Source organism: Sulfitobacter sp. JL08 (assembly GCF_003352045.1).
Taxonomy (GTDB): domain Bacteria; phylum Pseudomonadota; class Alphaproteobacteria; order Rhodobacterales; family Rhodobacteraceae; genus JL08.
In genome coordinates this window covers 3,855,960-3,881,156 of the sequence record NZ_CP025815.1, presented here as the reverse complement: position 1 = coordinate 3,881,156, position 25,197 = coordinate 3,855,960, and the positions used below count along the sequence as shown (strand labels likewise).

General features: G+C 57.0%; 20 protein-coding genes and 1 tRNA gene. 14 read left to right on the top strand and 7 right to left on the bottom strand.

The features are described 5' to 3' along the window. Positions 1–230 precede the first annotated feature (230 nt). The 10 genes from C1J05_RS19060 to C1J05_RS19015 all read left to right on the top strand — a co-directional run bounded on the left by C1J05_RS19060 (position 231) and on the right by C1J05_RS19015 (position 12,635). Positions 231–2,204, top strand: a complete 1,974-nt coding sequence (locus tag C1J05_RS19060) for an AMP-binding protein (protein WP_254684649.1) — start codon at positions 231–233, stop codon at positions 2,202–2,204. Between the two features lie 106 nt (positions 2,205–2,310). Next, positions 2,311–3,066, top strand: coding sequence for an ABC transporter ATP-binding protein (locus tag C1J05_RS19055; protein ID WP_114872453.1), 756 nt, complete (start codon positions 2,311–2,313; stop codon positions 3,064–3,066). Positions 3,067–3,075: 9 nt separating this feature from the next. Beyond that, on the top strand, positions 3,076–4,029 hold the full coding sequence (locus C1J05_RS19050; protein ID WP_114871639.1) for a branched-chain amino acid ABC transporter permease: 954 nt from the start codon (positions 3,076–3,078) through the stop codon (positions 4,027–4,029). 81 nt (positions 4,030–4,110) lie between these two features. Further along, positions 4,111–5,187 carry a branched-chain amino acid ABC transporter permease gene (locus tag C1J05_RS19045; RefSeq protein WP_114871638.1) on the top strand — a complete coding sequence of 359 codons (1,077 nt, stop codon included), beginning with the start codon at positions 4,111–4,113 and terminating at the stop codon, positions 5,185–5,187. 50 nt (positions 5,188–5,237) lie between these two features. After that, positions 5,238–6,545 (top strand): ABC transporter substrate-binding protein, encoded by a 1,308-nt coding sequence (locus C1J05_RS19040; RefSeq protein ID WP_368073721.1) that lies wholly within the window; start codon positions 5,238–5,240, stop codon positions 6,543–6,545. A gap of 68 nt (positions 6,546–6,613) precedes the next feature. Continuing rightward, positions 6,614–7,438: an ABC transporter ATP-binding protein gene (locus C1J05_RS19035; protein WP_114871637.1), complete on the top strand. Its 825-nt coding sequence runs from the start codon at positions 6,614–6,616 to the stop codon at positions 7,436–7,438. A 14-nt stretch (positions 7,439–7,452) separates the two neighbouring features. Next, entirely contained in the window at positions 7,453–8,670 is a 1,218-nt protein-coding gene (locus C1J05_RS19030; RefSeq protein ID WP_114872451.1) for a phenylacetate--CoA ligase family protein, read from the top strand. Between the two features lie 105 nt (positions 8,671–8,775). Continuing rightward, positions 8,776–10,419 (top strand): ABC transporter permease, encoded by a 1,644-nt coding sequence (locus C1J05_RS19025; protein WP_114871636.1) that lies wholly within the window; start codon positions 8,776–8,778, stop codon positions 10,417–10,419. Between the two features lie 149 nt (positions 10,420–10,568). Next, positions 10,569–11,969: a selenium-binding protein SBP56-related protein gene (locus tag C1J05_RS19020; RefSeq protein ID WP_114871635.1), complete on the top strand. Its 1,401-nt coding sequence runs from the start codon at positions 10,569–10,571 to the stop codon at positions 11,967–11,969. 12 nt (positions 11,970–11,981) lie between these two features. Next, complete coding sequence (locus tag C1J05_RS19015; protein WP_114871634.1) at positions 11,982–12,635, top strand: hypothetical protein; 654 nt, start codon at positions 11,982–11,984, stop codon at positions 12,633–12,635. A gap of 70 nt (positions 12,636–12,705) precedes the next feature. Here the strand turns inward: C1J05_RS19015 and C1J05_RS19010 are convergent, their stop codons facing one another. The 3 genes from C1J05_RS19010 to C1J05_RS19000 form a co-directional block, all read right to left on the bottom strand. Further along, positions 12,706–13,725 (bottom strand): Fe(3+) ABC transporter substrate-binding protein, encoded by a 1,020-nt coding sequence (locus C1J05_RS19010; protein ID WP_114871633.1) that lies wholly within the window; start codon positions 13,723–13,725, stop codon positions 12,706–12,708. 207 nt (positions 13,726–13,932) lie between these two features. After that, positions 13,933–14,058 (bottom strand): type B 50S ribosomal protein L36, encoded by a 126-nt coding sequence (ykgO, locus tag C1J05_RS19005; RefSeq protein WP_114871632.1) that lies wholly within the window; start codon positions 14,056–14,058, stop codon positions 13,933–13,935. Between the two features lie 85 nt (positions 14,059–14,143). Then, positions 14,144–14,218, bottom strand: a tRNA-Val gene (locus tag C1J05_RS19000). 149 nt (positions 14,219–14,367) lie between these two features. On the opposite strand from C1J05_RS19000, the gene C1J05_RS18995 reads away from it, so the two are divergent. Then, entirely contained in the window at positions 14,368–15,228 is an 861-nt protein-coding gene (locus tag C1J05_RS18995) for an N-formylglutamate amidohydrolase (RefSeq protein ID WP_114872450.1), read from the top strand. A gap of 8 nt (positions 15,229–15,236) precedes the next feature. On the opposite strand, the gene C1J05_RS18990 is transcribed toward C1J05_RS18995, so the two are convergent. Genes C1J05_RS18990 through C1J05_RS18975 form a run of 4 tightly spaced genes read right to left on the bottom strand, consistent with a single transcriptional unit; the run spans position 15,237 to position 21,091 of the window. Then, positions 15,237–16,391 (bottom strand): ABC transporter permease, encoded by a 1,155-nt coding sequence (locus tag C1J05_RS18990; protein WP_114871631.1) that lies wholly within the window; start codon positions 16,389–16,391, stop codon positions 15,237–15,239. After that, the gene (locus C1J05_RS18985) at positions 16,388–17,416 is read right to left on the bottom strand and encodes an ABC transporter permease (protein ID WP_114871630.1); all 1,029 of its coding nucleotides are present in this window, start codon (positions 17,414–17,416) and stop codon (positions 16,388–16,390) included. The genes C1J05_RS18990 and C1J05_RS18985 overlap by 4 nt, the downstream gene beginning before the upstream one ends. After that, positions 17,413–19,326, bottom strand: a complete 1,914-nt coding sequence (locus C1J05_RS18980; RefSeq protein WP_114871629.1) for an ABC transporter substrate-binding protein — start codon at positions 19,324–19,326, stop codon at positions 17,413–17,415. The genes C1J05_RS18985 and C1J05_RS18980 overlap by 4 nt, the downstream gene beginning before the upstream one ends. Further along, positions 19,319–21,091 carry an ABC transporter ATP-binding protein gene (locus tag C1J05_RS18975; RefSeq protein WP_114871628.1) on the bottom strand — a complete coding sequence of 591 codons (1,773 nt, stop codon included), beginning with the start codon at positions 21,089–21,091 and terminating at the stop codon, positions 19,319–19,321. Before C1J05_RS18975 ends, C1J05_RS18980 begins: the two co-directional genes overlap by 8 nt. 255 nt (positions 21,092–21,346) lie before the next feature. Between C1J05_RS18975 and C1J05_RS18970 the strand changes: the two genes are divergently transcribed. The 3 genes from C1J05_RS18970 (at position 21,347) to C1J05_RS18960 (ending at position 25,189) form a co-directional block, all read left to right on the top strand. Then, on the top strand, positions 21,347–21,832 hold the full coding sequence (locus tag C1J05_RS18970; RefSeq protein WP_114871627.1) for a class I SAM-dependent methyltransferase: 486 nt from the start codon (positions 21,347–21,349) through the stop codon (positions 21,830–21,832). A gap of 100 nt (positions 21,833–21,932) precedes the next feature. Further along, positions 21,933–24,014 (top strand): 3-hydroxyacyl-CoA dehydrogenase NAD-binding domain-containing protein, encoded by a 2,082-nt coding sequence (locus tag C1J05_RS18965; protein ID WP_114871626.1) that lies wholly within the window; start codon positions 21,933–21,935, stop codon positions 24,012–24,014. A 5-nt stretch (positions 24,015–24,019) separates the two neighbouring features. Continuing rightward, entirely contained in the window at positions 24,020–25,189 is a 1,170-nt protein-coding gene (locus C1J05_RS18960) for an acetyl-CoA C-acyltransferase (protein ID WP_114871625.1), read from the top strand. The last annotated feature ends 8 nt before the right edge of the window (positions 25,190–25,197 follow it).

Here is a 25,197-nt window from a genome sequence, read left to right as displayed (position 1 = left end):
TTGGCTAGCATCCGGTGGCACCAGATCAAAGCAGGCTTTTTCGGTCGGCCTGTCAATAACAGAAGGGGAATTGGTGTGGCCCCTGCCGTTGTTACAATTCGTAAGGATTGGGAAAACATTGCGAAAAAGTTGACGTGGAATGTCAAACGCGCATCTTGGACGCACGGGGAATCGTCCAAGGGCGAAAGAGGCTTTTGCCGCAATCGGTAAAAGTTCGGGAGGAGACAAATTTGGCTGATACGCTGAACGGCGCGGGCGGACACCAATCCATCCCGGCGCTTTTGCACAGAAATGCAATCCAGTACGCCGGGTCTGCCGCGTACCGCGAAAAAGATCTGGGCATCTGGCAAAGCTGGACATGGGCGCAGGCCGAAGCCGAAATTCAGGCACTGGCGCTGGGGTTGATCAATCTGGGTGTGCGCGAAGGCGATTTTATAGCCGTGATCGGCCGCAATCGTCCCTATCTATACTGGTCGATGGTGGCAGCTCAGTCTGTCGGTGCCATACCAGTGCCCCTGTATCAGGATGCTGTGGCCGAAGAGATGGCCTATGTGATGGAACATTGCGGCGCGCGGTTTGCGATTGTCGCAGATCAGGAGCAGGTCGACAAAGTGATCGAGGTGCAGGAAAACCTGCATCAGTTCGAACACATGATCTATCTGGATCCGCGCGGTTTGCGCAAATACGACCATTCAAAACTGCATCAGTTCAGCCATGTGCAGGAACAGGGCCGGGCCGCTCTGGACGAGTTTCTGCCCGAACTGCAGCGGCGAGAAGCCACCCTGAATTACGACAGTCCCTGCGTGATGCTTTATACATCTGGCACCACCGGAAAGCCCAAAGGGGTATTGCTGTCCAATCGCAACGTGATCGAAACGGCGAAATCCAGTTCCGAATTCGACAATCTGCGTGAATCTGACGAAGTTCTGGCCTATTTGCCGATGGCATGGGTGGGCGATTTCATCTTTTCCATCGGGCAAGCCTATTGGACAGGGTTCTGTGTCAATTGCCCCGAAAGCGCGGACACGATGATGACGGACCTGCGTGAAATCGGGCCCAGCTATTATTTTGCGCCACCGCGTATTTTCGAAACGCAGCTGACCAACGTGATGATCCGGATGGAAGATGCCAGCCCGGTCAAGAAACGGATTTTCGATTACTTCATGGCGCATGCGCGCAAGGTCGGTCCTGATATTCTTGATGGTCATTCGGTGGGCGTATTTGACCGTTTGAAATACAAGCTGGGCGAATTTGTGGTCTACGGGCCATTGAAGAACGCGCTGGGCTTTTCTTCGGTACGTGTTGGATACACGGCAGGTGAAGCGATCGGGCCGGAAATTTTCGATTTCTACCGCTCGCTCGGCATCAATCTGAAACAGCTTTACGGCCAGACCGAGGCCACCGTGTTTATCACCGCGCAGCCCGACGGGCAGGTGCGCAGCGACACGGTCGGGGTGCCGTGCCCCGGCGTGGAATTGCGGATCGCCGAAAACGGTGAGGTGTTCTATCGCAGCCCCGGCGTATTTGTGGAATATTACAAGAACCCTGAAAGTACGGCAGACACCAAGGATCCCGAAGGCTGGGTGGCCACAGGGGATGCCGGATTTATCGAGGAAGACACCGGCCATCTGCGCATCATCGATCGCGCCAAGGACGTGGGCAAAATGGCCTCGGGTGCCCTGTTCGCGCCGAAATACGCGGAAAACAAGCTGAAGTTCTTTCCCAACATCCTTGAGGCTGTCGTGTTCGGCAACGGACGCGAGGAATGCACGGCCTTTATCAATATCGATCTGACCGCAGTGGGCAACTGGGCCGAACGCAACAATATCGCTTACGGATCCTATCAGGAACTGGCGGCGCATCCGCAGGTCATGGATACGGTGCAATCCCATGTGGAAGCCGTGAATGCATCATTGGCCGAAGACCCGATGCTGTCAGGCTGCCAGATTCACCGCTTTGTCATTCTGCACAAGGAACTGGATGCGGATGACGGCGAACTGACCCGCACGCGCAAGGTGCGCCGCCGGATCATTGAAGAGAAATTCGCGGATATCATCACAGCGCTTTACGATGGATCGCCCAAGGTCAGCACCACGACCGAAGTGACCTATGAAGACGGGCGCAAGGGATCGATTTCCGCAATGCTGGAAATTCGCGATGCCAAGGTTGTTCCGGTCACGCCACAGCAGGTGGCAGCGGAATGAGCGGGCAGGGCGCAGTAAGTATTTATGAAAAGATGAAGGGCGGGGCAGCGTGAAAGAGACCGAAGGCTATGTTACGGCTGATGGTCGCCAGATTGGCGGTACGGTGATGGAAATGAAAAACATCACCCTGCGCTTTGGCGGAGTCGAGGCGATCAAGGATATTTCGTTTGATGTGCACGAGGGCGAAGTGCGCGCCATCATCGGGCCGAACGGGGCCGGCAAATCATCGATGCTGAACGTGATTTCCGGGTTTTATCACCCGCAGGAGGGTGAGGTCTGGTATCGTGGATCGCAACGTCCTTCGATGAAACCTTATGAGGTGGCACGTCAGGGGATTGCGCGCACGTTCCAGAATATTGCGCTGTTTGAAGGCATGTCTGTGCTGGACAATGTGATGACCGGTCGGCTGACGCATATGAACGCGGGCCTGCTGAGCCAGGCGATGTGGTGGGGCAAGGCGCGCAGCGAAGAAATGGAGAACCGCGAAAAGGTTGAGGAAGTCATTGATTTTCTTGAAATTCAGGCGATCCGAAAAACGCCTGTGGGGCGGTTGCCCTATGGGTTGAAGAAACGGGTCGAGCTGGCGCGGGCGCTGGCGGCTGAGCCGAAAATCCTGCTGCTGGACGAACCGATGGCGGGTATGAATGTCGAGGAAAAAGAGGACATGAGCCGCTTTGTTCTGGACGTGAACGATGAATTCGGCACCACGATCGTGTTGATCGAACACGATATGGGGGTGGTGATGGACCTGAGCGACCGGGTGGTCGTGATGGATTACGGTAAAAAGATCGGCGACGGAACGCCGGACGAGGTGCGCAATAATCAGGACGTGATTGATGCTTACCTTGGCGTTCAGCACTAGGGGCTACTGATGTTAAAAGATATCTTTGTCACACCGTTTATCGACATGGTCGAAGCCCCCGATTTCCTGATGCAGGTGCTGTGGGAAGGGCTTGTTTCCGGTATCCTTTATGCATTGATCGCGCTGGGCTTTGTTCTGATCTACCGGTCATCGCGCATTTTCAACTTTGCCCAGGGGATCATGGTGGTGTTTGCCGCGCTGACCCTTGTGGGGCTTTACGAGATGGGCGTTCCGGCGTGGATCTGCGTGTTGCTGACGCTGGCCGTGATGTTCGTACTGGCAGTGACCATTGAACGGATCGTGCTGCGCCCGCTTGTCGGGCAGCCCGATATCATCCTGTTCATGGCAACCATCGGGATCACCCTGTTTCTGATCGGCTTCGGCGAGATCATCTTCGGTGGCGAAAACAAGATCATGATCACCGAAGAACTGGGGATTCCGACGGACAGCTGGGTTCTGGAACCGTTTGGCGGCCTGCTGATCCTTGAACAGAAGGATGTGACAGCCGTGGCCGTCGCAGCGATGCTGGTTGTCGGCTTGCTGGTGTTTTTGAACAAGACCCGTATGGGCCGGGCCATCCGTGCGCTGGGCGATGACCATCAGGCGGCCCTGTCTGTTGGCATTTCACTGCAGACCATCTGGGTTCTGGTCTGGTTCATTGCCGGTATCATCGCGCTGGTCACGGGCATCGCGTGGGGGGCCCGTGCAGGTGTTTCCTTTGCGCTTGAGGTGATTGCCTACAAGGCGCTGCCGGTGCTGATGCTGGGCGGGCTGGAAAGCATTACCGGCGCGATCATCGGCGGGCTGATGATCGGAATGCTGGAAAAACTGTTCGAAATCTATTGGGGACAGCCGCTGATGGGGGGCAACACCGAAACATGGTTTGCCTTTGTTCTGGCGCTGATCGTGCTGCTGTTCCGCCCGCAGGGACTGTTCGGAGAAAAGATAATCGAAAGGGTCTAGGGCGGCGCGGGGCGCGCTGCACCAGACACCAAAGGCGGGCCGCAAGGCCCCAACCGTTCAAGCAAGTAGAAGAGAACCAAGATGCTTTACAGAACCGCAGGTCAGTTCAAGACATCCTATGTCAAGGATCAGGCGCTGTTCCCGGTGCGTCAGGACGCGATCCTGCTGATGGTCATTCTGGCCTTTGTCTGGATCATCCTGCCGATGACAGCGTCCGAATTTGCGTTCCAGACGCTGCTGATCCCGATCCTGATCTATTCGCTGGCGGCGATGGGGCTGAACATCCTGACCGGCTATGCCGGACAACTGAGCCTTGGGACCGGCGCGTTCATGGGTGTGGGGGCTTATGCCTGCTACAAGATGGTCACCATCATGCCCGAGATGAACCCGGTGCTGGCGATCCTGCTGTCTGGGTTCTTCAGTGCAGGCGTCGGCGTGATGTTCGGCATCCCAAGTTTGCGGATCAAGGGATTCTATCTGGCGATTGCGACGCTGGCGGCGCAGTTCTTTCTGGTCTGGCTGTTCGAAAAATGGGCCTGGCTTTACAATTACAACGCGTCGGGTGCCATTCAGGTGCCCAACCTTGATATGTTCGGGGTGACGGTGGCGGGGCCGCTGGCGTCGTCAATGACGCAGTACTACGTCGTGCTGGTGATTGTCAGCCTGCTGACCTTACTGTGTATCAACCTGACGCGCGGCAATCTGGGTCGCACGTGGAAGGCAACGCGGGATATGGATATCGCCGCGGAACTGATCGGCATCAACCTGATGAAATCCAAGCTGACGGCTTTTGCGGTGTCCAGCTATGTCATCGGTGTTTCGGGGGCGTTGTTCGTGTTCATGTGGCGCGGCGCGGCAGAACCGAACCTGTTTGATATTCCGCTGTCGTTTCGGGTGCTGTTCATCGCCATTATCGGTGGATTGGGATCGATCATGGGCAACTATCTGGGTGCGATCCTGATCGTCGGGTTGCCGGTTGTTCTGAACACCGTACCCGAAGCGTTGGGGCTTGATATCAAATCGGCCACGGTTGAACATCTCAACATCATGATCGTCGGATCGCTGATCATCTTTTTCCTGATCATCGAACCACATGGATTGGCGCGGCTTTGGGCGCTGATCCGCGAAAAACTGATTATCTGGCCGTTTCCGCATTAGGGGCGCCATTCATGCAAGACGTTAACGAAATCAAAATCCACGGGAGGAATATGATGAAACACCTAACCAAATTTGCACTTGGGGCCGCGATGGCTCTCGGCGTTGCGGGATCGGCCGCGGCAGAAGGCCTTTATGCACCCAACCTGTCCTATCGGACCGGTCCGTTTGCGGCGACAGGTATTCCGCTGATGAACGGCCAGAAAGACTATATGGAAATGCTGAATGCGCGCGATGGCGGCATTGGCGGCGTCAAGATCGATTTTGACGAATGCGAAACCGGCTATTCCACGGAAAAAGGCGTGGAATGCTATGAGAAAACCAAAGGCAAGGCGATCGTAACGCAGCCATGGTCCACAGGTATCACGTTGCAGGTTCTGCCCAAGACGAACGTGGACAAGATTCCGATCCTGGCCCCCGGCTACGGCTTTAGCCCGATGGCAGACGGCAAGGTGTTCCAGTGGGCGTTCAACATGCCTGCATCTTACTGGGATGGTGCATCGATGATCCTGACGGAGTTGGGTGGTGGCGATCAGGCCGGACTGAAGGGCAAGAAAATCGCGTTTCTGCATCTGGATCACCCCTATGGCAAAGAGCCTTTGCCCTATCTGGAAAGCAAGGCCGCCGAGCACGGTTTTGAATTGCTGCCCATTCCGGTCGGTCTGAAGGAAATGCAGAACCAGTCGGCGCAGTGGCTGCAAATCCGCCGTGAACGTCCCGACTTTGTCGTGATGTGGGGCTGGGGCGCGATGAACGCCGGTGCGATCACCGAAGCGGTGAAAACCAAATACCCGATGGACCAGTTCGTGGGCGTCTGGTGGGCGGGTCATTCCGATGACCTGCAAGCCGTTGGCGAAGACGGAAAAGGCTACCGTTCGATCAGCTGGTCGATGCCGCAGTCGGATGCGCCTGTCATGGCAGACATTCGCAAGCATGTTTTTGATGCGGGTAAATCCCTAGCCAGCGAAGAAGAGATGGGCGAAGTGTTCTATCAGCGTGGCATCGTGATTTCGATGATCCTTGCCGAAGGTATTGCCGCCGCTCAGGCGCATTTCGGCGACGCCAACATAAACGCCGAACAGTTGCGTTGGGGTCTGGAAAACATCGACATCACCGAAGCACGTCTGGCCGAGCTGGGCATGTCGGGCATGGTGCCGCCGTTCAAGACATCCTGTGCCGACCATACCGGTCACTCGGGTGGCTGGATGCTGGAATGGAACGGTTCCGAGTTCGTGCAGGCCAGCGATCTTCTGGTGCCTGATACAGATGCAATTTCTGCGCTCGAAACTGCCAAAGCTGCCGAATATGCCGAGGCAAATGCGCCCTGGCCGGTAAACGAAGCGTGTAACGCAGAGAGCTAAGCAATGCGCCACCGGCGGTCTTGTGCCGCCGGTGGACACCCTGATGCCTTTTGCCAAGAAGAGCGACCATGCTGGACAGTTCCAAGACCACCGAGACCCTGCTTGAGGTCAACAATATCGAAGTGATTTACAATCACGTCATTCTGGTTCTGAAAGGGGTCAGCCTGTCGGTTCCCAAGGGTGGGATTACGGCCCTGCTGGGCGGAAACGGCGCGGGCAAAACCACAACGCTCAAGGCGATTTCGAACCTGCTGCATTCCGAACGCGGTGAAGTGACCAAGGGGTCAATCCTTTATCGTGGCGAACGCGTGCAGGACAAAGACCCATCCGATCTGGTGCGCAAGGGCGTAATTCAGGTCATGGAAGGGCGCCATTGTTTTGAACACCTGACCGTCGAGGAAAACCTGCTGACCGGTGCCTATACACGCCGCGATGGCAAGGGGGCCGTCGAGGCCGATCTGGACATGGTCTATTCCTATTTTCCGCGGCTGAAAGAGCGCCGTAAATCGCAATCGGGGTACACATCCGGCGGCGAACAACAGATGACAGCGATCGGGCGCGCGCTGATGTCCAAACCGGAAACCATTCTGCTGGACGAGCCGTCTATGGGGCTTGCACCGCAACTGGTTGAACAGATTTTCGGCATTGTGAAGTCCGTCAATGAAAACGAGGGCGTCAGCTTTTTGCTGGCCGAACAGAACACCAATGTCGCGCTGCGATTTGCCCATTACGGCTATATTCTTGAAAGCGGACGGGTGGTCATGGACGGGCCGGCGGCCGAATTGCGCGAGAACCCGGATGTAAAGGAATTCTATCTGGGGATGTCGGATGAAGGGCGCAAATCGTTCCGGGATGTGCGTTCCTATCGCCGCCGCAAGCGGTGGTTAAGCTGATGCGGGATGCTGCTATGACCCATTTTGACAATCTGGAAACACGATCTGCCAATGATCGCGCCCGTGATCTGGCTACGGCACTGCCCGCGCAGATTGCGCGTGCGCAGGCTTTGGCGGGCTATGCGGGCCGTCTGGACGGTGTGGACGCAGCGGCCATTAAGGATGCGGCCGCGCTGGCCGGTTTGCCAGTGTTGCGCAAATCCGAAATTGGCACCGCGCAGGCCGGGCAACCGCCTTTTGGCGGGTTTACCATGCGGCCCGCATCGGGGTTTGCCTATGTTTTCCAATCGCCGGGGCCGATCTATGAACCGGGCGGGATCGAACATGACTGGTGGCGCATGGGGCGGTTCCTGCACGCCTGCGGCATTGGCAAGGGCGATATTGTCCAGAACTGTTTTGGCTATCATCTGACACCCGCCGGCATGATCTTCGAAAGCGGTGCACGCGCGGTTGGCGCGGCGGTTTTGCCTGCGGGAACGGGCCAGACCGATTTGCAGGTTACGGCGGCGCACGATACCGGCGTTACCGCCTATGCTGGCACACCGGATTATCTGAAGATCATATTGGATCGTGCCGACGAAATGGGTGTCAAACTGGGCATCACGCGGGCCGCCGTGGGCGGGGGCGCGCTGTTTCCGTCACTGCGCGCGGAATATGCAGAGCGGGGCATATCCTGTCTGCAATGTTACGCAACCGCCGATCTGGGCAGTATCGCTTATGAAAGTGCGGCGATGGAAGGGATGATCGCCGACGAAAATGTCATCGTTGAAATCGTGACCCCGGGCACCGGCGATCCGGTCCCGGACGGTGAGGTGGGCGAAGTCGTCGTGACCACGCTGAACCCCGATTACCCGCTGATCCGGTTCGCCACAGGCGATCTGAGCGCGGTGTTGCCCGGGACCAGCCCGTGTGGCCGCACCAATATGCGTATCAAAGGATGGATGGGCCGCGCGGACCAGACGACCAAAATCAAGGGTATGTTCGTGCGCCCCGAACAGGTGGCGGCGCTTGTCGCGCGCCATGAAGAAGTGGTGAAGGCCCGCGTCATCGCCTCGCGGAGCGGCGAAATGGATGTGATGACGGTTCAGATCGAAAGCGCCGGAGGTGACGCGGATGCCTACGGCGCATCCGTCGCCGAAGTGCTGAAGCTGAAAGGCAAGGTAGAGGTTGTCGCCCCCGGCACATTGCCCAAAGACGGTCTGGTGATCGAGGATCAGCGCACATACGATTGATCAATCGCTCTGGCAATTCCGACTGATTTGGTCAATTAAGGGTCACTGCCCCGTTTGGGGCACCCAAAGAGACTGACCCCGAGGTTTCCGTTGAATAGCGCACACATGCAGAGACAATCCCGTTCCGGGGACAGCCTGCGATGGTTGGGTGTGCTGGCATCTGCCACGGCGATTGCCTGTGTTCTGCCCATGCTGGCGGTGCTGATTGCCGCGCTTTCGGGCGGCACAGACACGGTTGCGCATCTGATCGACACGGTGTTGCCGCGTTATGCCGGTACGACACTGGTTCTGGTCCTGCTGGTGGCGCTTGGTACATTCGCGTTGGGTGTTGGCGCGGCATGGCTGGTGACGATGACCCGGTTTCCCGGAGTTCGGATACTTGAGATTGCATTGGTGCTGCCGCTGGCCTTTCCGGCCTATGTTCTGGCATATGCCTATACCCACATTCTGGATCATCCCGGCATTGTTCAAAGCACCCTGCGCGATGTAACGGGCTGGGGCCCGAGAGATTACTGGTTTCCCGAAATCAGATCCGTCGGTGGCGCGGCGGTTATGTTGATCCTGGTTCTGTATCCTTATGTCTATCTTCTTGCCCGCGCTGCATTCCTGCAGCAAAGCGGAACCACTTTTCTGGCTGCTCGGGCCTTGGGCAAAAGCGCCTGGGCGGCCTTTTTGCAGGTCAGCCTTCCGATGGCGCGGCCCGCAATTGCCGGCGGTGTGTTGCTGGCTGTGATGGAGACGATCGCAGATTTTGGTACGGTCGCGTATTTTGGGGTCCAGACATTTGCGACCGGGATCTACACCAGTTGGTTTTCAATGGCAGATCGCGCTGCCGCAGCCCAGCTTGCCCTGTGTTTGCTGACATTTGCGCTTATGCTTGCCATGCTGGAACGGTATCAGCGTGGCAACGCCAAATACCATGATACGTCAAAACGTCACCAGACCATGCCGCCGGCAGAATTACACGGTGTTCGCGCGGCATTGGCCTTTTTCCTGTGCGCGGTTCCTGTCGTGTTCGGGTGTTTGCTGCCGGTTGCGATTCTGCTGCAAATGGGCCTTGGGTCTGAACAGGATTTGTTCAGCAGCCGGTATCTGAGTTTTATCCGAAATTCGATCACGCTGGCGGGCACTGCTGCGGTTCTGACGGTGTGCGCTGCGGTTGCGGTTGGGTTTTTCCAGCGGTTGCGGCCCGGGCGTTTGTCTTCTGCGGCCGCCTATGCCGCGCGGTTGGGCTATGCGGTTCCGGGGGGTGTGATCGCGGTCGGGCTGATGGTGCCTTTTGCGGTTTTCGATAACGTGCTGGACAGCTGGATGAGGTCAACCTTTGATATCTCGACCGGGTTGCTTGTGACGGGGTCGATATGGTTGCTGGTTGCGGCCTATATGGTGCGCTTTCTGGCGGCTGCGCTGGGCGCTTATGAAGGTGGTCAAAGCACAGTACATGCCAATATGGATGCCGCGGCGCGATCCCTGGGGCAAACCCCTTTTGGTACGCTTCGTCGTGTGCATCTGCCGATTTTGACACCCAGTTTGTTGACCGCTTTGCTGATCGTATTCGTTGATGTGATGAAGGAATTGCCAGCCACGCTGATCATGCGACCTTTCAACTATGATACCTTGGCGGTGCAGGCGTACCGGCTGGCATCTGACGAAAGACTGGCCGGTGCTGCGGTGCCCAGTCTTGTGATTGTCGCGGTTGGTTTGCTGCCGGTTGTTCTGATTTGTCGGCAGGTCGGCAGACAAATCTAGCGCAGGCACCGTTTCGGCGGTTTTCGAATTGTGAAGTGAAAAAGCTTGACTGAATCGGTCAACTTCGTCGACGCTGGACCAGCGCGAAAATAATTCCAAAAAAAAATGGAAAACGGCGAATTCAATTCCAATCTCTGGGAGGAGAGCCAATGAATTTGAGACCAGACCCCACCTTTCACCCGTCCCCGAAAATGGCGATGGAAGCACCGGTGGAAACCGTTGCCTTTACCCTGATGCTCAGTCCGGACGGATCAAAGCCGGATGGTTTGGCAGTCGTCGATGTCGACCCCAAATCGAAAACCTATGGCGATATTGTCCATCAGGTGATCATGCCGAACAAAGGGGACGAGTTTCATCATTTCGGCTGGAATGCCTGTTCTTCGTCTCTGTCGCCCTTGTCGGGCCACGCGTTTCTGGAACGTCGTTACCTTATTATTCCGGGGATACGGTCTTCGCGGATTTACATCATTGATGTCAAGGAACCGCTGAAAGCAAAGATTCACAAGATCATCGAACCCGAAGAGGTGTTTGAAAAAACCGGATATTCCCGCCCGCATACAATCCATTGCGGACCGGAAGGCGTTTATGTTTCGACATTGGGCGGGGGTGGCAAGGATGGCACTGACGGACCGCCGGGTATCTTTATCATGGATTGTGAAACCTTCGAAATTCTGGGCCGCTGGGAAATGGACCGGGGCATTCAGGACAAGCACTACGATTTCTGGTGGAACCTGCCGCGCGATTACATGGTCAGTTCGGAATGGGGCCTGCCACCGCAGTTCGAAAACGGGATCGTTGCCGAAGACCTGCTGAGCAACAAATATGGCCACAAGATCCATTTCTGGGATCTGCGGGCGCGCAAGAATGTCCAGACCATTGATCTGGGCGAAAACCATCAGATGGCATTGGAAATCCGGCCGGCGCATGACCCTGTGAAAGAGTACGGATTTTGCGGTGTCGTCGTGGATACGACCAACCTGCAAGGTGCCATATTCACATGGTGGCGCAACAAGGACGGAACGTTTGAGGCCAAGAAAACGGTCACGATCGATCCCGTACCTGCCGATCCGGATGATCTGCCGGACCTTCTGAAAGGGTTCGGGGCGGTGCCGCCGCTGGTGACGGATATCGATCTTAGTCTGGACGACAAATATCTTTATGTGGCGTGCTGGGGATTGGGGGAAATGCATCAATACGATGTATCGGATCCGATGAACCCCGTTCTGGCCGGCAAGGTCGAAATCGGCGGTATCGTCGCCAAGACAAAGCACCCCAACGGCGAAGAGTTCGGCTATGGCCCGCAGATGGTCGAGATCAGCCGCGATGGCAAACGCGTCTACTGGACCAACTCGCTTTATTCCACATGGGACGACCAGTTCTATCCGGGCGAACGTGGTGCTGCGATGGTTATGGCGAATGTCGGCGAAAAGGGCGGCCTGACTCTGGACAAGGATTTCTGGGTCAAGTTCCCTGATGGCTATCGGTCACACCAGATCCGTCTTGAAGGCGGGGATTGTTCCACTGACAGCTTTTGCTATCCGTCGGTCTGATCGTTGACTGAAATGCTTTCCGGTGCGGCTGGCCTGTGGCTGGCCGTTATCGGGGTTGGATTATACCATGGGGCCAATCCCGGCATGGGTTGGCCCCTTGCCGTCTCGGCCGCCCTGATGGAGCAGAAGGCCGGTGCCTTGCCGCGCGCGCTTGCCGCGCTGGCAGTGGGCCATTTTGTGTCCATGGTCGGCATTCTGCTTCCCTTTGCGTTCATGTACGTCCTGATCGATTACCAGCGCGAAATCCAGCTGGGTGCCGCGGTATTGGTGATCGGGCTTGGGGTGTTTTTGTTGCTGAACCGGCGTCATCCACGGTTTCTGGCGCGGATTCCGCCTTCTCGTCTGGCGCTTTGGTCGTTTCTGGTGGCACTGGCGCATGGGGCCGGATTGATGCTGGTCCCGATTTACCTGGGGCTGTGCGAAATGTCGGAACTGGATGCCGGCCATCAAGCTGCGGCGTCGCTCATGGGCGAAAACGCTGGTCTTGCGATCGCCGTTGCGCTTGTTCACACGGCCGCAATGATCGTTGCGGGTGGCGGCATCGCGCTTGCCGTGTATCGGTGGCTGGGCCTAAAATTCCTGACCAAAAGCTGGTTCGATCTGGATATCGTCTGGGCGCTTTCGCTGGTTCTGGTCGGTACAATCGGATTTTTCCACGCGCTTTAGCCGAAGGGCAGGCAAAAAAACGCGGGTCGCCAAACCCGCGTTTCAAAAATTTTTTGGTATGATGGCCAGATTACTTCCAGCCCACTTCGTTAAAGATCTTTTGCGCGGTTGCGATGTTTTTCGCAACGGCTGACAAATCGACGTCATCCGCTTGGAATGACCCAAGTTTTTCAACCGAGGGAGACAATTGCACGCCCTCGACAACAGGGTATTCATCGTTTCCGGCCGAGAAATACTGCTGCGCCTGATCCGAAGCCAGATATTCGAGGAATTTTACCGCGTTGTCATAGTTCGGGGCATAGGCCGCAACACCGCCTCCGGACAGGTTCATGTGTGCGCCGTTGCCATCCTGATCGGGGAAAAGCCAGCCGATCTGATCGATGCTTTCGGAGACGCCTTTTACATCCGTGCGGATCGCGCGGGCAAAGTAATAGGTGTTGGATACAGAGATATCACATTCCCCCGACACAATGCCGCGCAGCTGATCTGTGTCGCCACCTTGCGGGTCGCGTGCCATGTTGGCCACGACGCCGGTTGCCCAGTCACGGGCCGCGTCTTCACCGGCATGTGTGACAATCGCTGCCAGCAGGGTTTGGTTGTATTCATTGCTGGACGATCTGATGCAGATCTGGCCCTTGTACATCGGATCTGCAAGCGCGGCATAGGTTTGCGGCGGCGTGTCGACGGTTTCTGTGTTGTAAAAGATGATGCGCGAACGCTGTGACAAACCAAACCATTGGTTGTCGGTGTCCTGCAACTGCGGGGGAATGCGGTCTTCCAGAATTGCGCTATCGACAGACTGTAAAACGCCCAGGTCCTTGGCCCGTGCCAGACGGGATGTATCGACCGTCAGCAGGATATCGGCGGGGCTGTTGGCGCCTTCTGCCTGCATCCGCGCCAGCAATTCGTCAGCCTTGCCTTCAATCCGGTTGATCGTGATGCCGGTTGCATCGGTAAAATCGGAATACAGGCGTTCGTCTGTGTCGTAGTGGCGCGAGGAATAAAGGTTCAGTTCGCCTTGGGCTGTGGCCATGGTGGCAACGGTTCCGGCCAGTGCAATTGCCAGCGTTGGAGTAAGAAGTTTCGTCATCTGAGGAGCCTTTTTGCATGATGTGCGAGTGCTTCGGATATTTCCGACTAAAACCATCAGAAACATGATTCTGCGGGGAGCGCAATCATATTCTTACTGTTTTAGTCGGTTATTATTCGTGCCTAAGACCCGCACGCAAAAAAGCCGCCCGAAGACCGGGCGGCTTTTTTATGTCTGAACGCCCATACAGGCGTTTTGACCGGTGTCTTATCCCTGACGGGCCTTGAACCGGGGCTGCGTCTTGTTGATCACGTAGACGCGGCCTTTGCGACGCACAATGCGGCAATCACGATGCCGTGCTTTGAGCGAACGGAGCGAATTTCTGACCTTCATGGGTCTTCTCCTGGTCTCGTGGCGCGGGCCAGCGCCGGGGTTGCGGGTGTTCGGAACGGCGATGCCATCCAAAACAGTGAATTCATGGTGGGCACTACAAGGTTCGAACTTGTGACCCCTTCGATGTCAACGAAGTGCTCTACCGCTGAGCTAAGCGCCCATGAATACCAACAGGAATAACTGTGCCCCAACAAAATGGGGCGCGGAAATCCGCGCCGGTAGGCGGTCTATAAAAGGAGTCGCAGAAGGGATCAAGGGCTTTTGGCATTTGACTTTAATGCGCTATCATATCCCATAAGGAGAATGGAAATGCAGAACGACGCCTTTGATCTGATTCTACCGGAGCGCCGCACATCCTGTGCGGTTTTCGCTTCGCCACACAGTGCGCGCAATTATCCGCACGCCTTTGTACGCCAGTCGGTTCTGGATGAACATATTATCCGGTCTTCCGAAGATGCATTTGTTGATCAGTTGTTTGGCTGTGCGCCGGAATTTGGCGCCCCTTTTCTGAAGGCGGGCGTTCCGCGTGCCTATCTGGATCTGAATCGCAGCCCCGATGAACTTGACCCGGCGTTGATCGAAGGGGTGGAAAAGCACGGGCACAACCCGCGCGTTGCGTCCGGTTTGGGTGTCATTCCGCGGGTGGTGGCCAATGGTCGCGCGATCTATCGGGGCAAGCTGCGACGGGCAGAGGCACAGCGCCGTATCGACCAGTATTGGTATCCCTACCATCACGCCCTGCAGAACCTTCTGGATCAGGCGCTTTCGGATCATGGCCGCGCCATATTGATCGATTGCCATTCAATGCCGCACGAGGCGATGGACGGTATTGCAAGATCAGGGGTCAAACGCCCCGAGATTGTGTTGGGGGACCGGTTCGGAGCCGCGGCAAACGGTGAAATTGTCGACCGGATCGAATCCGCATTTGCGACGGCGGGTTTTGTTGTTTCGCGCAATGCACCGTTCGCGGGGGCCTATGTGACGCAGGCCTATGGACGCCCGTCGCGCCAGCAACACGCCATTCAGGTCGAAATTGACCGGTCGATCTATATGAATGAAATCCTGATCCGGCCGAACAAGAACTTTGATGCGTTCCAAAGAACCCTGCGCGGCGTGATTGCAGAAATCAGTGCGATCGGACAACGGCGCATGCCACTGGCCGCCGAATAGCGCAGCTGTCAGCTTTTATATGGGTCCAGTGAATCGCGCAGGCCGTCACCCAGAAAGTTGAAGGCCAGCACAACGATGATGATCGGCAGCATCGGAATGGCGGTCCACGGATAGATTTCGATCGACGCAAGGTTCTGGGCATCGTTCAGCATGACGCCCCAACTGACCGCTGGCGCGCGCAACCCGAGGCCCAGAAAACTGAGCGCGGTTTCCCCGAGGATCATCGCCGGAATTGACAGGGTTGCGCTTGCGATAAGATGGCTGAGGAAATTGGGAAGCAGATGGCGCTGGATAATCCGCTTTGGTTTGGCCCCCATCATTTCCGCAGCGCGTACATATTCCTCTTCGCGCAAGCTTAGAAATTTTGATCGGACGGACCGGGCCAGTCCGGGCCAGTCCAACAGGCCCAATATGATCGAAATTATGAAAAAGACGGCAACTGGCCCCCAGTGCGACGGCACCGCCGCCGATAGGGCCAGCCACAAAGGCAGTTCCGGCAGAGAGCGCAAAATCTCGATCGTGCGCTGGATCAGCCAGTCCGTCTTGCCGCCGAAATATCCCGCGATGCTGCCAAAGCCGATGCCCAGCAGGAACGATACGCTGATCCCGATCAGACCGACGGTAAGAGACAGTTGCGCGCCGTAAAGGATGCGGGAAAACACATCGCGACCAAGCCTGTCAGACCCCAACAGAAACACTGTCGCACCTTCGGGGGCGCAGAACAGGTGTTTGTTGGTCTTGATCAGCCCGGCGAGTTTATAGGTGCCACCCTCGCAAAAGAATTCAAGCGGCATGGGGGTGTCGAGCTGCGGATCATAATACCAGCGGAATTCTGTCAGATCGGCCCGTGCAACCAGTGGAATGACATGTGGTCCGATGAATTTTCCCTGATTGAACAGGTGGATCCCCTGCGGCGGGGCATAAAGATGATCGGTGTGGCGTTCGTTCGGTGTATAGGGCGCGATGAAACCGGCAATCGGCAGCATCAGATAGGAAAACAACAGGAACAGACCGGAAATCAGGCCAAGCTTGTGACGGCGAAAGCGGCGCCAGACCAGCACCCAGTTGGGCGCATCCATATCCGTGCGTTCAAGTTTGTGCAGGTCTTCGCTTGGATCGTAAGGTGCATCGTCAACATACCGGCCATCGGGCAGAATGGTCATAATTCGCGCCCCCCGTACCGGATGCGCGGATCAAGCAGCATCAGCAGAACATCGGAAATCATCGTGCCAATCAACGTGAGCAATGCCACGAACATCAGCACAAACCCTGCCAGAAACTGATCCTGACTTTTCAGGGCGGCCAGAAGATCGGGGCCGATGGTTTGCAAGCCCAGCACCACAGACACCAGAACCGACCCCGAAACCATGGCGGGCAGCAGGTTTCCGATATCGGCGACAAACGGGTTAAAGGCCACACGCAACGGGTATTTGGTCAGCATCCGCGCCGGCGCCATGCCTTTGGCTGTAGCGGTTTCCACATAGGGTTTGCCCAGTTCGTCCAGCATATTGGCGCGCAGCCGTTGCATCATGCCTGCAGCACCAGAGGTGCCGATCACGAAGGTCGGTACAATCAGGTGAACCAGCACCGATTTGACCTTTTCCCAACTCATCGGTTCACCTTCGAATTCGGGGGACATCAGGCCGCCGATGGGCAGGTCGAAATATTTATGGCCATAATAGAATAGAATAAGCGCCAGCAGAAAGTTGGGGGTGGCAAGGCCCAGATACCCGACGAAACCCGCCGTGTAATCAACCCAGCTTTCCGACTTTGCCGCCGCCAGAACACCCAGAGGAAGCGCCACGATATAGACAAACAACACCGCAGAAAGGTTCACCAGAACCGTCAGCCACAACGCATCCCCGACAATTTCCGACACTGGCCTGTCGAATTCGAAAGACCAGCCAAAATCGCCTTGTATCAGGCCGGAAAACCCGTTTGGTCCGGGCGCGAACCCGACCCAGATCAGGTATTGTTCCCAGATGGGTCGATCCAGGGCGTATTCTTCGCGCAAGAATTCGGCCTTGGCCACGCCAGAGCTTTGCCCCGTCGCGCGCAGTTCGTTGATCTGGTTGCTCAGGTAGTCGCCGGGCGGCAGGTTGATGATCACAAAGATCAGCACCGACACCACAAGCAGCGTCAGCAGCATCGTGAAGAAGCGGTAGATCGCGTAGCGCAAGACCATCATTGTGTCACGGGCTCCGGATCAAAATAAAATTCATCGATCCGGTGCACGCCAAAATGCGCGCCCGGTTCCCATGTCCAAAGGGCGGTTTCGGGGACGTTGCGCAGACGTTTGGACACGACGACGGGTTGGGGTGTTTCAGAGATGATTCCAATCCCGAACAATTGGTCGGCATGAATCTCAAGCATTTCCTGCCAGATACGACTGCGTTCCGTTTTGTCAGTCGTGCGTTCCCACGCATGTGCCAGATCCAGCAGTCGCTGTGCGGGTTCCAAATCTGGCGGTTCACCGGCTTGTCCTGTCGTTTGATAATATTGCCCCCACATCGGCCAGGCAAAGAAATCCTGCGTTGTGGGTGCAAGGTAGGTCGGTGGGGTCATGGCCGTGGGAATACCGTTGTCCCACCCGAACCAGACCGCCCCCATGGTGACGCCTGCATAGACCCTGTTGCGCAGGATATCGCGATCCAGCGGGCGCATCACAAGTTGCACGCCAATGTCGCGCCAGGTGTCTGTCACGATCTGAAGAACGTTTTCGACTTCTTGCCGTTCGCCGGCTGTTTCGATGATAAAACGCAGCGGACGACCATCCGGCAGTTTGCGAAACCCATCGCCGGTTCGCTCTGTCAGGCCCATTTCATTCAGCAGGGCGTTTGCCTTTTCAACGTCATAGGTTGCCCAGGCTGTCCGGTTTTCATCTTCAAAAAACGGGCTTTGCTTTAGAACCGTCATGCCGCCTTCGACACCCAGACCAAAATACAGCCCGCGATTGATCATGCGTCTGTCTATGCCCAGAGACAGCGCCCGCCGGAACCGGACATCGCGCAAGATATCGCGCCAGATCGGATCTGCGAAATTCAGGTTGGGATAAATCGCGATTTGCGATGCGACGGCATTGGACCAAAGATGAACGACATAGTTTCCGCCGTCCAGTTCGCCCTTTTTCAGAATCGGAACATCGCGAAAATCCAGGCCACGTGCCTGCAGGTCTGCTTCGCCCGCATTGGCCTTGGCCGCGATGAGACCCGAGCCTGTCACTGTCATTTCGACAATGTCGATATAGGGCAGCTGAACGCCCTTTGAATCGATCCGGTGGTAATAGGGGTTGCGCACAAACAGATACCGAGATGTCGAATTGTTCGATGCACTCATCCACGGTTGCAATGTCGGTTCGTCCGGATTGTCGAACTTGTACATGTTATCCAGTTTGTTGTGCAGTGCCGCCCAACTGTTCACCCGCTTTTCTTCGACGATTTCGGCAAGGGTTTCCGGATCTACAAAATCCTTGTGAAACTGTTTCAGGTAATTGGCGGGCCGGTAGATAAACGGCGGGCGCGCTTCGGCCAGCAACTGAAGAAACCGTCCGTTCGGCTTGGACCATTCAAAAATGACGGTGTAGCGGTCGGGAAAGCTGACTTCGGGATATTCGCCCTCGACGCTCATGAATTCGGGCGGGCCTGTCGGGCTAAGTTCCTTGTTATTGGCGATATGTTTCCACCAGTATTCGAAATCGGCCGAGGTGAACGGCGCACCGTTGGACCAGCGGTGGCCAGGGCGCAGATTGAACACGAAGCGCCGGTTGTCATCTATTTCATAGCTGGACAGGATATCCGGCTTCAGTTCGTAGTTTTCATCGTAGCCGACCAGACGGGCGTAGCCATAAACCACCATTTGCCGCACGTCTTTCGAACGGGATACCAAGGTGCGCATCGTGCCGCCCTGCACGCCAAAACTGCGGCCTTTTGCGGGTAGATCCACAATCAGCGGTTCTGCGGGCAAACGTGCTGCAATCGGGGGCATATCGCCGCGTTCAACTTCGCTTTGCCAGAATGTGCTTTCCTTCAGCACAGGGGTTTGCGCGGCTGCCGCGCTGCCCCAGATCAGGAGGATGGATAAGATCAGCAGTCTATACATGGCACCGTACCTTGTGGCCGGGTGACAATTCGGTCAGGGCGGGCAGTTCTGTTTCGGTCATGCGGAACGCTTCGGGCCACGCCATCGGGCTGCCCGCGCCCTGCGCCACGATGTTCAGGTCGATGGGTCGTGAAATATCGGGTTCAGGCTGGGCCGCGATCAGCGCCTTGGTGTAGGGGTGGCGTGGATCATAGAACAACGTGGCCGGTGGCGCCTGTTCTACCACCAGTCCCTGTCGCATCACGGCCACTTCGTCGGCGATACGTGCAACGACGGCCAGATCGTGGCTGATGAAAAGATAAGACAGGTTCATCCGGTCGCGGATATCTTCCAGAAGGGTCAGTATCTGGTCCTGAACGGACACATCCAGTGCTGATGTCGGTTCGTCACAGACCAGAAAAACCGGATCAAGCGTCAGGGCGCGTGCAATCGAAAGGCGCTGCCGCTGGCCGCCGGAAAAGGCGTGCGGATAACGGTACAGCATATCGGGGTTCAACCCGACCTGCGTCAGTGACGCTGCCGCGCGTTCCCGTTGTTCGGTGCGGTTTCCAATGCCGTGAATTTCAAGCGGCTCGGTCAATGCATCCACGACCCGCATACGCGGATTAAGCGAGGAATAGGGATCCTGAAACACCATTTGCGCCTGTTTTTGAAAAGCAAAGCGCTGCGTTTTGTCCAGTGCGTGAACCGCCAGCGGCGTGGTGCCCTGTTCCGCTGTGAACATGACCGAACCGCCCGCGTCCGGGCGTTCCGCGCCCAAAGCGATGCGCGCGCAGGTGGTTTTGCCCGATCCGCTTTCCCCCACCACCGCCAGTGTCTTGCCGCGCGGTACGTTCAGATTGATGCCCCGGCAGGCGTTCACCTCGATCTTGGGTTTCCAGGCCGATGCGCCGCGCACGTAATAGGTTTTCGATACGTCGGACATCGACAGGATCAGATCCTGCTTTTCCAGCGGGGGCGCGCCCTTGGCAACGGCTGGTATCAGCGGCGCGGCGTTGAACAGTTTTTGTGTGTAAGGATGCGCCGGTGCGGACAGTACCAGATTGGCAGCACCGGATTCCATCACCCGCCCGTTGTTCAGAACAACAACCTGTTCAGCCATGTTGGCAACAACACCCAGATCATGCGTGACCAGAATGACGGCCATGCCTGTCTCGCGCTGCAGATCCTTGATCAGGCCCAAGACCTGCGCCTGCGTGGTTACGTCCAGCGCGGTGGTTGGTTCGTCGGCGATCAGAAGATCCGGTTTGGCAACCATCGCCATCGCGATCATAGCCCGTTGACGCATGCCGCCTGACAATTCGAAGGGGTAGGCGCTGTACACCCGTTCGGGATCGGGAAATCCGACCCGATCGAACGTTTGCAAGACAGTCTTGCGCGCCGCACGCTCTGACAGGCCGTCATGCAGTTTCAGAACCTCGGACACCTGATTGCCGATCCGGTGCAACGGCGACAGTGATCGCATCGGTTCCTGAAAGATCATCGAAATGTAGTTGCCGCGGATATCGCGCATTTGCCGTTCACGGAGCGACAGCAATTCGACAGATTTGTCAGCGCGACTAAAAGTGATGCTGCCCCCCAATATCCGTGCGGTACTGGGCAGAATCCGCAGGATCGTGCGGCACGACAGTGTCTTGCCAGAGCCGCTTTCACCGACCAGGGCAAGTGTCTGTCCGGGAAGGACAGCAAAACTTACATCGCTGATGACCGGCGGCGCCTTGCCGAACCCGATGCTCAGGTTGTCAACTTGCAACAGGGGCTTCATTCAATCCGGTTCCAACTGTCTATTGTCCAAAAAGGCCACTCACACAAAAGCTTCAGGACAATGGACCCGCAGCGCAATCATACCATCACCCATTGGCAGCCTGTTAGTCAAATCCGATTTGGCGAATTTTGTGCAGGGCGACCCGCCCGAAACAGACACAAGACCCTACACATTCCGAATTGGATCAGGCATCTAGCGTTCGGATCCGGTGGGCGCCTCCGCCGGATCAGGACGACGGAAGATAAGGAATGATACATGACCCGCCTTGACCTGTTCATTGACCGTATGGTGTCGCAACGTGCGTGCCTGAACTTTGCTGTCGAGCAGACCGGAAACCTGCCCGGCCCCGTTTTTGAACTGGGGTTGGGAAACGGACGCACCTACCACCACTTGCATGAAATCGTGAAGGGCAGGGACATCTATGTTTTTGATCGCGCGGTTGAATCTCATCCCGAGTCTACGCCAGACCCCGACCATATGATTCTGGGTGACGTGATCGAAACACTGCCTGCGGCCCTGCGGCGGTTTGGCGCGAAAGCCAGCCTGATCCATGCGGATCTGGGGGGGCATATTCCGGCCCTCAATGATGCGTTTGCACGCACATTGTCACCGCTGATCGAACCTTTGCTGGCCGTTGGCGGCCTCATGGTTTCAAGTGATCGCATGTATTTCAACGATCTCGAAGAACTGCCTTTGCCACCGGGGGCCGTGCCGGGCCGATGCTTTGTCTATCGCAAGTAACAGTTTTTACGACGCAGCGTTACGCAGCACACCCTTGATCCCTGGACAATAAAAGAACAGCCTTGCGCCAACGGAATTCCAGTTTTGCGGGGACGACCTGATGTCTGAAGTGATTGCTTACGAACTGCACGGAGATATTGCAGTGCTGCGGGTGCAAAACCCGCCGGTGAACGCATTGGGTCACGCGGTGCGGCTTGGTCTGGACAAGGCGATGACACGGGCCGAGGGAGAGGCCAAGGCAGTTGTGATTGTTGGCGATGGCCGTTCGTTCCCCGCAGGTGCCGATATCAGCGAGTTTGGAAAGCCGCCGCAAGACCCCTGGCTGCCTGATCTGTGCAACCGGATCGAAGCATCGCCGCTGATAGTCGTTGCTTGCTTGCATGGCACCGCTTTGGGCGGTGGTCTTGAGGTGGCGCTGTCGGCGCATTACCGCATTGCCGTTCCGTCCGCGAAAGTGGGGTTGCCCGAGGTGCATCTGGGTATTCTGCCCGGTGCAGGCGGCACCCAGCGGTTGCCGCGTCTGACCGGGGCCAAGGCGGCTTTGGGCATGATCACAACAGGCCGGCATGTCGGCGCGGACGAGGCGTTGCAGATGGGCATTCTGGACCGTCTGGAAAAAGGTGATCCGCAAAGCATCGGCGTGGGTTATGCGCAGGCATTGCTGGATCAGGGGGCGCCGCGCCGTCCGGTTTGCGATATGCCGGGGCCGGATCCTGTCGATTTCGATGTGGTTTATGCGGACGTGCTTGCCAAGGGGCGGGGACAACTTTCGCCAGCAACGGCAGTACGCGCGGTGCAGGCCGCAAGCGAGTTGCCTTTTTTCGAAGGTCTGAAGCGCGAGCGGGAATTGTTTTCCGAATTGATGGCAACGGATCAGCGTCACGGATTGATCCATGCGTTTTTTTCAGAACGTGCAGTCAGCAAACTGCCAGAGTTGCAAGGCATTGCGCCACGTGACGTCAAGGCGATCGGCGTGATCGGCGGTGGCACCATGGGCGCGGGAATCGTTACCGCGGCCTTGTTGTCGGGATTCGCAGTGACCTTGATCGAAATGTCTGACGCGGCAGCCAAAGCGGCCCGCGACCGTATAGAAGGCAATCTGGGCGGCGCGCTGAAACGTGGCAAACTTAGTCAGGAACAATATGATGCCCTGACGCAAAAGGCCCTCACACTGGCCACGGATTACAATGCGCTAAGCAATGCTGATCTGGTGATCGAAGCGGTTTTCGAAGACATGGCCGTCAAGAAAGACGTATTCGCCAAGCTTGACGCAGTGTGCAAACAGGGGGCCGTGTTGGCGACCAATACATCCTATCTGGATGTGAATGAAATCGCGGCAAGCACGTCGCGGCCGCAGGATGTGATCGGGCTGCACTTTTTTTCGCCGGCCCATGTCATGAAGCTGCTTGAAGTGGTGGTGGCCGACAAAACCGCGCCGGACGTGGTGGCCACCGCATTTGCGCTGGGCAAGGCAATGCGCAAGGTCGCCGTGCGCGCGGGCGTGTGCGACGGCTTTATCGGCAACCGTATTCTGAGCGCCTATCGCACCTGTGCCGACCATATGATTCTGGATGGGGCCAGCCCCTATCAGATCGACAAGGCGCTGACGGATTTCGGTTTTGCCATGGGGCCGTTCGCGGTGGCCGATCTGGCGGGGCTGGATATCGGCTGGGCCAGCCGCAAGCGGTTGGCCCCCACCCGCGATCCGCGTGAACGGGTGCCGGATTATCCCGACCGCCTGTGCGAGGCGGGCCATTTCGGGCAGAAAACCGGCAAAGGCTATTATATCTACGAGGCGGGCAAACGCGGGGGCACGCCAAACCCCGAAGTGATGGAGTTGATCGCCGCAGAACGTGCATCAAAAAAGATCACACCACGGGCGTTTTCGGATGAAGAGATCGTGCGCCGCTATATGGCAGCGATGGTCAACGAGGCTGCCAAAGTGGTGGGCGAAGGCATTGCGCGCCGCCCGCTGGACGTGGATATGACGCTGCTGTTTGGTTATGGGTTTCCGCGTTATCGCGGTGGGCCGCTGAAATGGGCAGACCTGACCGGATTGCCCGAAGTGTTGAAGGATATTGAAACCTTCGCACAGGAAGATGCGTATTTCTGGCAGCCCGCGCCGCTGTTACAGGAACTGGTCCGTGACGGGCGCAGTTTTGATGATCTGAACAAAGGATAATCCTGATGAAACAAGCTGTTATCGTTTCGACGGCTCGTACGGGCCTGGCAAAATCGTTCCGCGGATCGTTCAACATAACGCATGGCGCAACCATGGGGGGGCATGCGGTTTCCGCAGCGGTCGAACGCGCCGGGCTTGATCCGAACACCATCGAGGATTGCATCATTGGCTGTGGTTTTCCCGAAGGGGCGACGGGCCAGAATATTGCCCGCCAGATTGCGATCCGCGCCGGTCTGCCAGTCACCGTGTCGGGCATGACGGTGAACCGCTATTGTTCCAGTGGTCTGCAAACGATTGCACTGGCAGCCCAGGCAATCCAAGCGGGTGCCGGCCCGATGATTGCGGGCGGTGTTGAAAGCATTTCGATGGTGCAGCCGAACACCACGCCAACGCCAGAGGCGTGGATTCTGGAACATAAACCGGCAATTTACATGGCGATGATCGAAACAGCGGATATCGTGGCAAAGCGATACGGCATCACGCGGGACGCGCAGGATGAATATGGATTGCGCAGCCAGCAGCGGATTGCGGCGGCGCAAAAGGCGGGCCTGTTCGAAGATGAAATTGTTCCGATGCAGACGGTCATGGCTGTGAAGGACAAGGAAACCGGAGAAGTGTCACAACACAAGGTCACGGTAGATCGCGACGAATGCAATCGCCCGGGTACGGTTCTGGAAGGGTTGCAGGCGCTGCAACCTGTGCGCGAAGGCGGCTATGTTACTGCAGGCAATGCCAGCCAGTTAAGCGACGGGGCCGCCGCGTTGGTGATGATGGATGCGCAACAGGCCGAACGGCAGGGGCTGACCCCGATGGGCGCGTTCAGGGGCTTTGCCGTTGCCGGATGCGAACCCGACGAAATGGGCATCGGGCCGGTGTTTGCCGTGCCCCGTCTGCTTGAACGGCACGGGCTGAAGGTTGACGATATCGACCTGTGGGAGTTGAACGAAGCGTTTGCGTCGCAGGCGTTGTACTGCCGCGACAAGCTGGGAATTGATGACGAAAAATGCAACGTGAACGGCGGGTCCATCGCAATCGGGCACCCGTTTGGAATGACAGGTGCGCGTATGGCGGGCCATCTGCTGCGCGAAGGACACCGACGCGGGGCAAAGCTGGGAGTGGTGACCATGTGTATCGGTGGCGGCATGGGGGCCGCGGGCTTGTTTGAAATCTACTAGGGGCATTT

Coding starts and splice junctions, on each gene's coding strand:
- C1J05_RS19040 (WP_368073721.1), top strand. CDS start 5,238: ATGATGAAACACCTAACCAAATTTGCACTTGGGGCCGCGATGGCTCTC.
- ykgO (WP_114871632.1), bottom strand. CDS start 14,058: ATGAAGGTCAGAAATTCGCTCCGTTCGCTCAAAGCACGGCATCGTGAT.
- C1J05_RS19030 (WP_114872451.1), top strand. CDS start 7,453: ATGACCCATTTTGACAATCTGGAAACACGATCTGCCAATGATCGCGCC.
- C1J05_RS18995 (WP_114872450.1), top strand. CDS start 14,368: ATGCAGAACGACGCCTTTGATCTGATTCTACCGGAGCGCCGCACATCC.
- C1J05_RS18975 (WP_114871628.1), bottom strand. CDS start 21,091: ATGAAGCCCCTGTTGCAAGTTGACAACCTGAGCATCGGGTTCGGCAAG.
- C1J05_RS19035 (WP_114871637.1), top strand. CDS start 6,614: ATGCTGGACAGTTCCAAGACCACCGAGACCCTGCTTGAGGTCAACAAT.
- C1J05_RS19010 (WP_114871633.1), bottom strand. CDS start 13,725: ATGACGAAACTTCTTACTCCAACGCTGGCAATTGCACTGGCCGGAACC.
- C1J05_RS18980 (WP_114871629.1), bottom strand. CDS start 19,326: ATGTATAGACTGCTGATCTTATCCATCCTCCTGATCTGGGGCAGCGCG.
- C1J05_RS18985 (WP_114871630.1), bottom strand. CDS start 17,416: ATGATGGTCTTGCGCTACGCGATCTACCGCTTCTTCACGATGCTGCTG.
- C1J05_RS19020 (WP_114871635.1), top strand. CDS start 10,569: ATGAATTTGAGACCAGACCCCACCTTTCACCCGTCCCCGAAAATGGCG.
- C1J05_RS19015 (WP_114871634.1), top strand. CDS start 11,982: ATGCTTTCCGGTGCGGCTGGCCTGTGGCTGGCCGTTATCGGGGTTGGA.
- C1J05_RS18965 (WP_114871626.1), top strand. CDS start 21,933: ATGTCTGAAGTGATTGCTTACGAACTGCACGGAGATATTGCAGTGCTG.
- C1J05_RS19050 (WP_114871639.1), top strand. CDS start 3,076: ATGTTAAAAGATATCTTTGTCACACCGTTTATCGACATGGTCGAAGCC.
- C1J05_RS18960 (WP_114871625.1), top strand. CDS start 24,020: ATGAAACAAGCTGTTATCGTTTCGACGGCTCGTACGGGCCTGGCAAAA.
- C1J05_RS18990 (WP_114871631.1), bottom strand. CDS start 16,391: ATGACCATTCTGCCCGATGGCCGGTATGTTGACGATGCACCTTACGAT.
- C1J05_RS19045 (WP_114871638.1), top strand. CDS start 4,111: ATGCTTTACAGAACCGCAGGTCAGTTCAAGACATCCTATGTCAAGGAT.
- C1J05_RS19055 (WP_114872453.1), top strand. CDS start 2,311: ATGGAAATGAAAAACATCACCCTGCGCTTTGGCGGAGTCGAGGCGATC.
- C1J05_RS19025 (WP_114871636.1), top strand. CDS start 8,776: ATGCAGAGACAATCCCGTTCCGGGGACAGCCTGCGATGGTTGGGTGTG.
- C1J05_RS18970 (WP_114871627.1), top strand. CDS start 21,347: ATGACCCGCCTTGACCTGTTCATTGACCGTATGGTGTCGCAACGTGCG.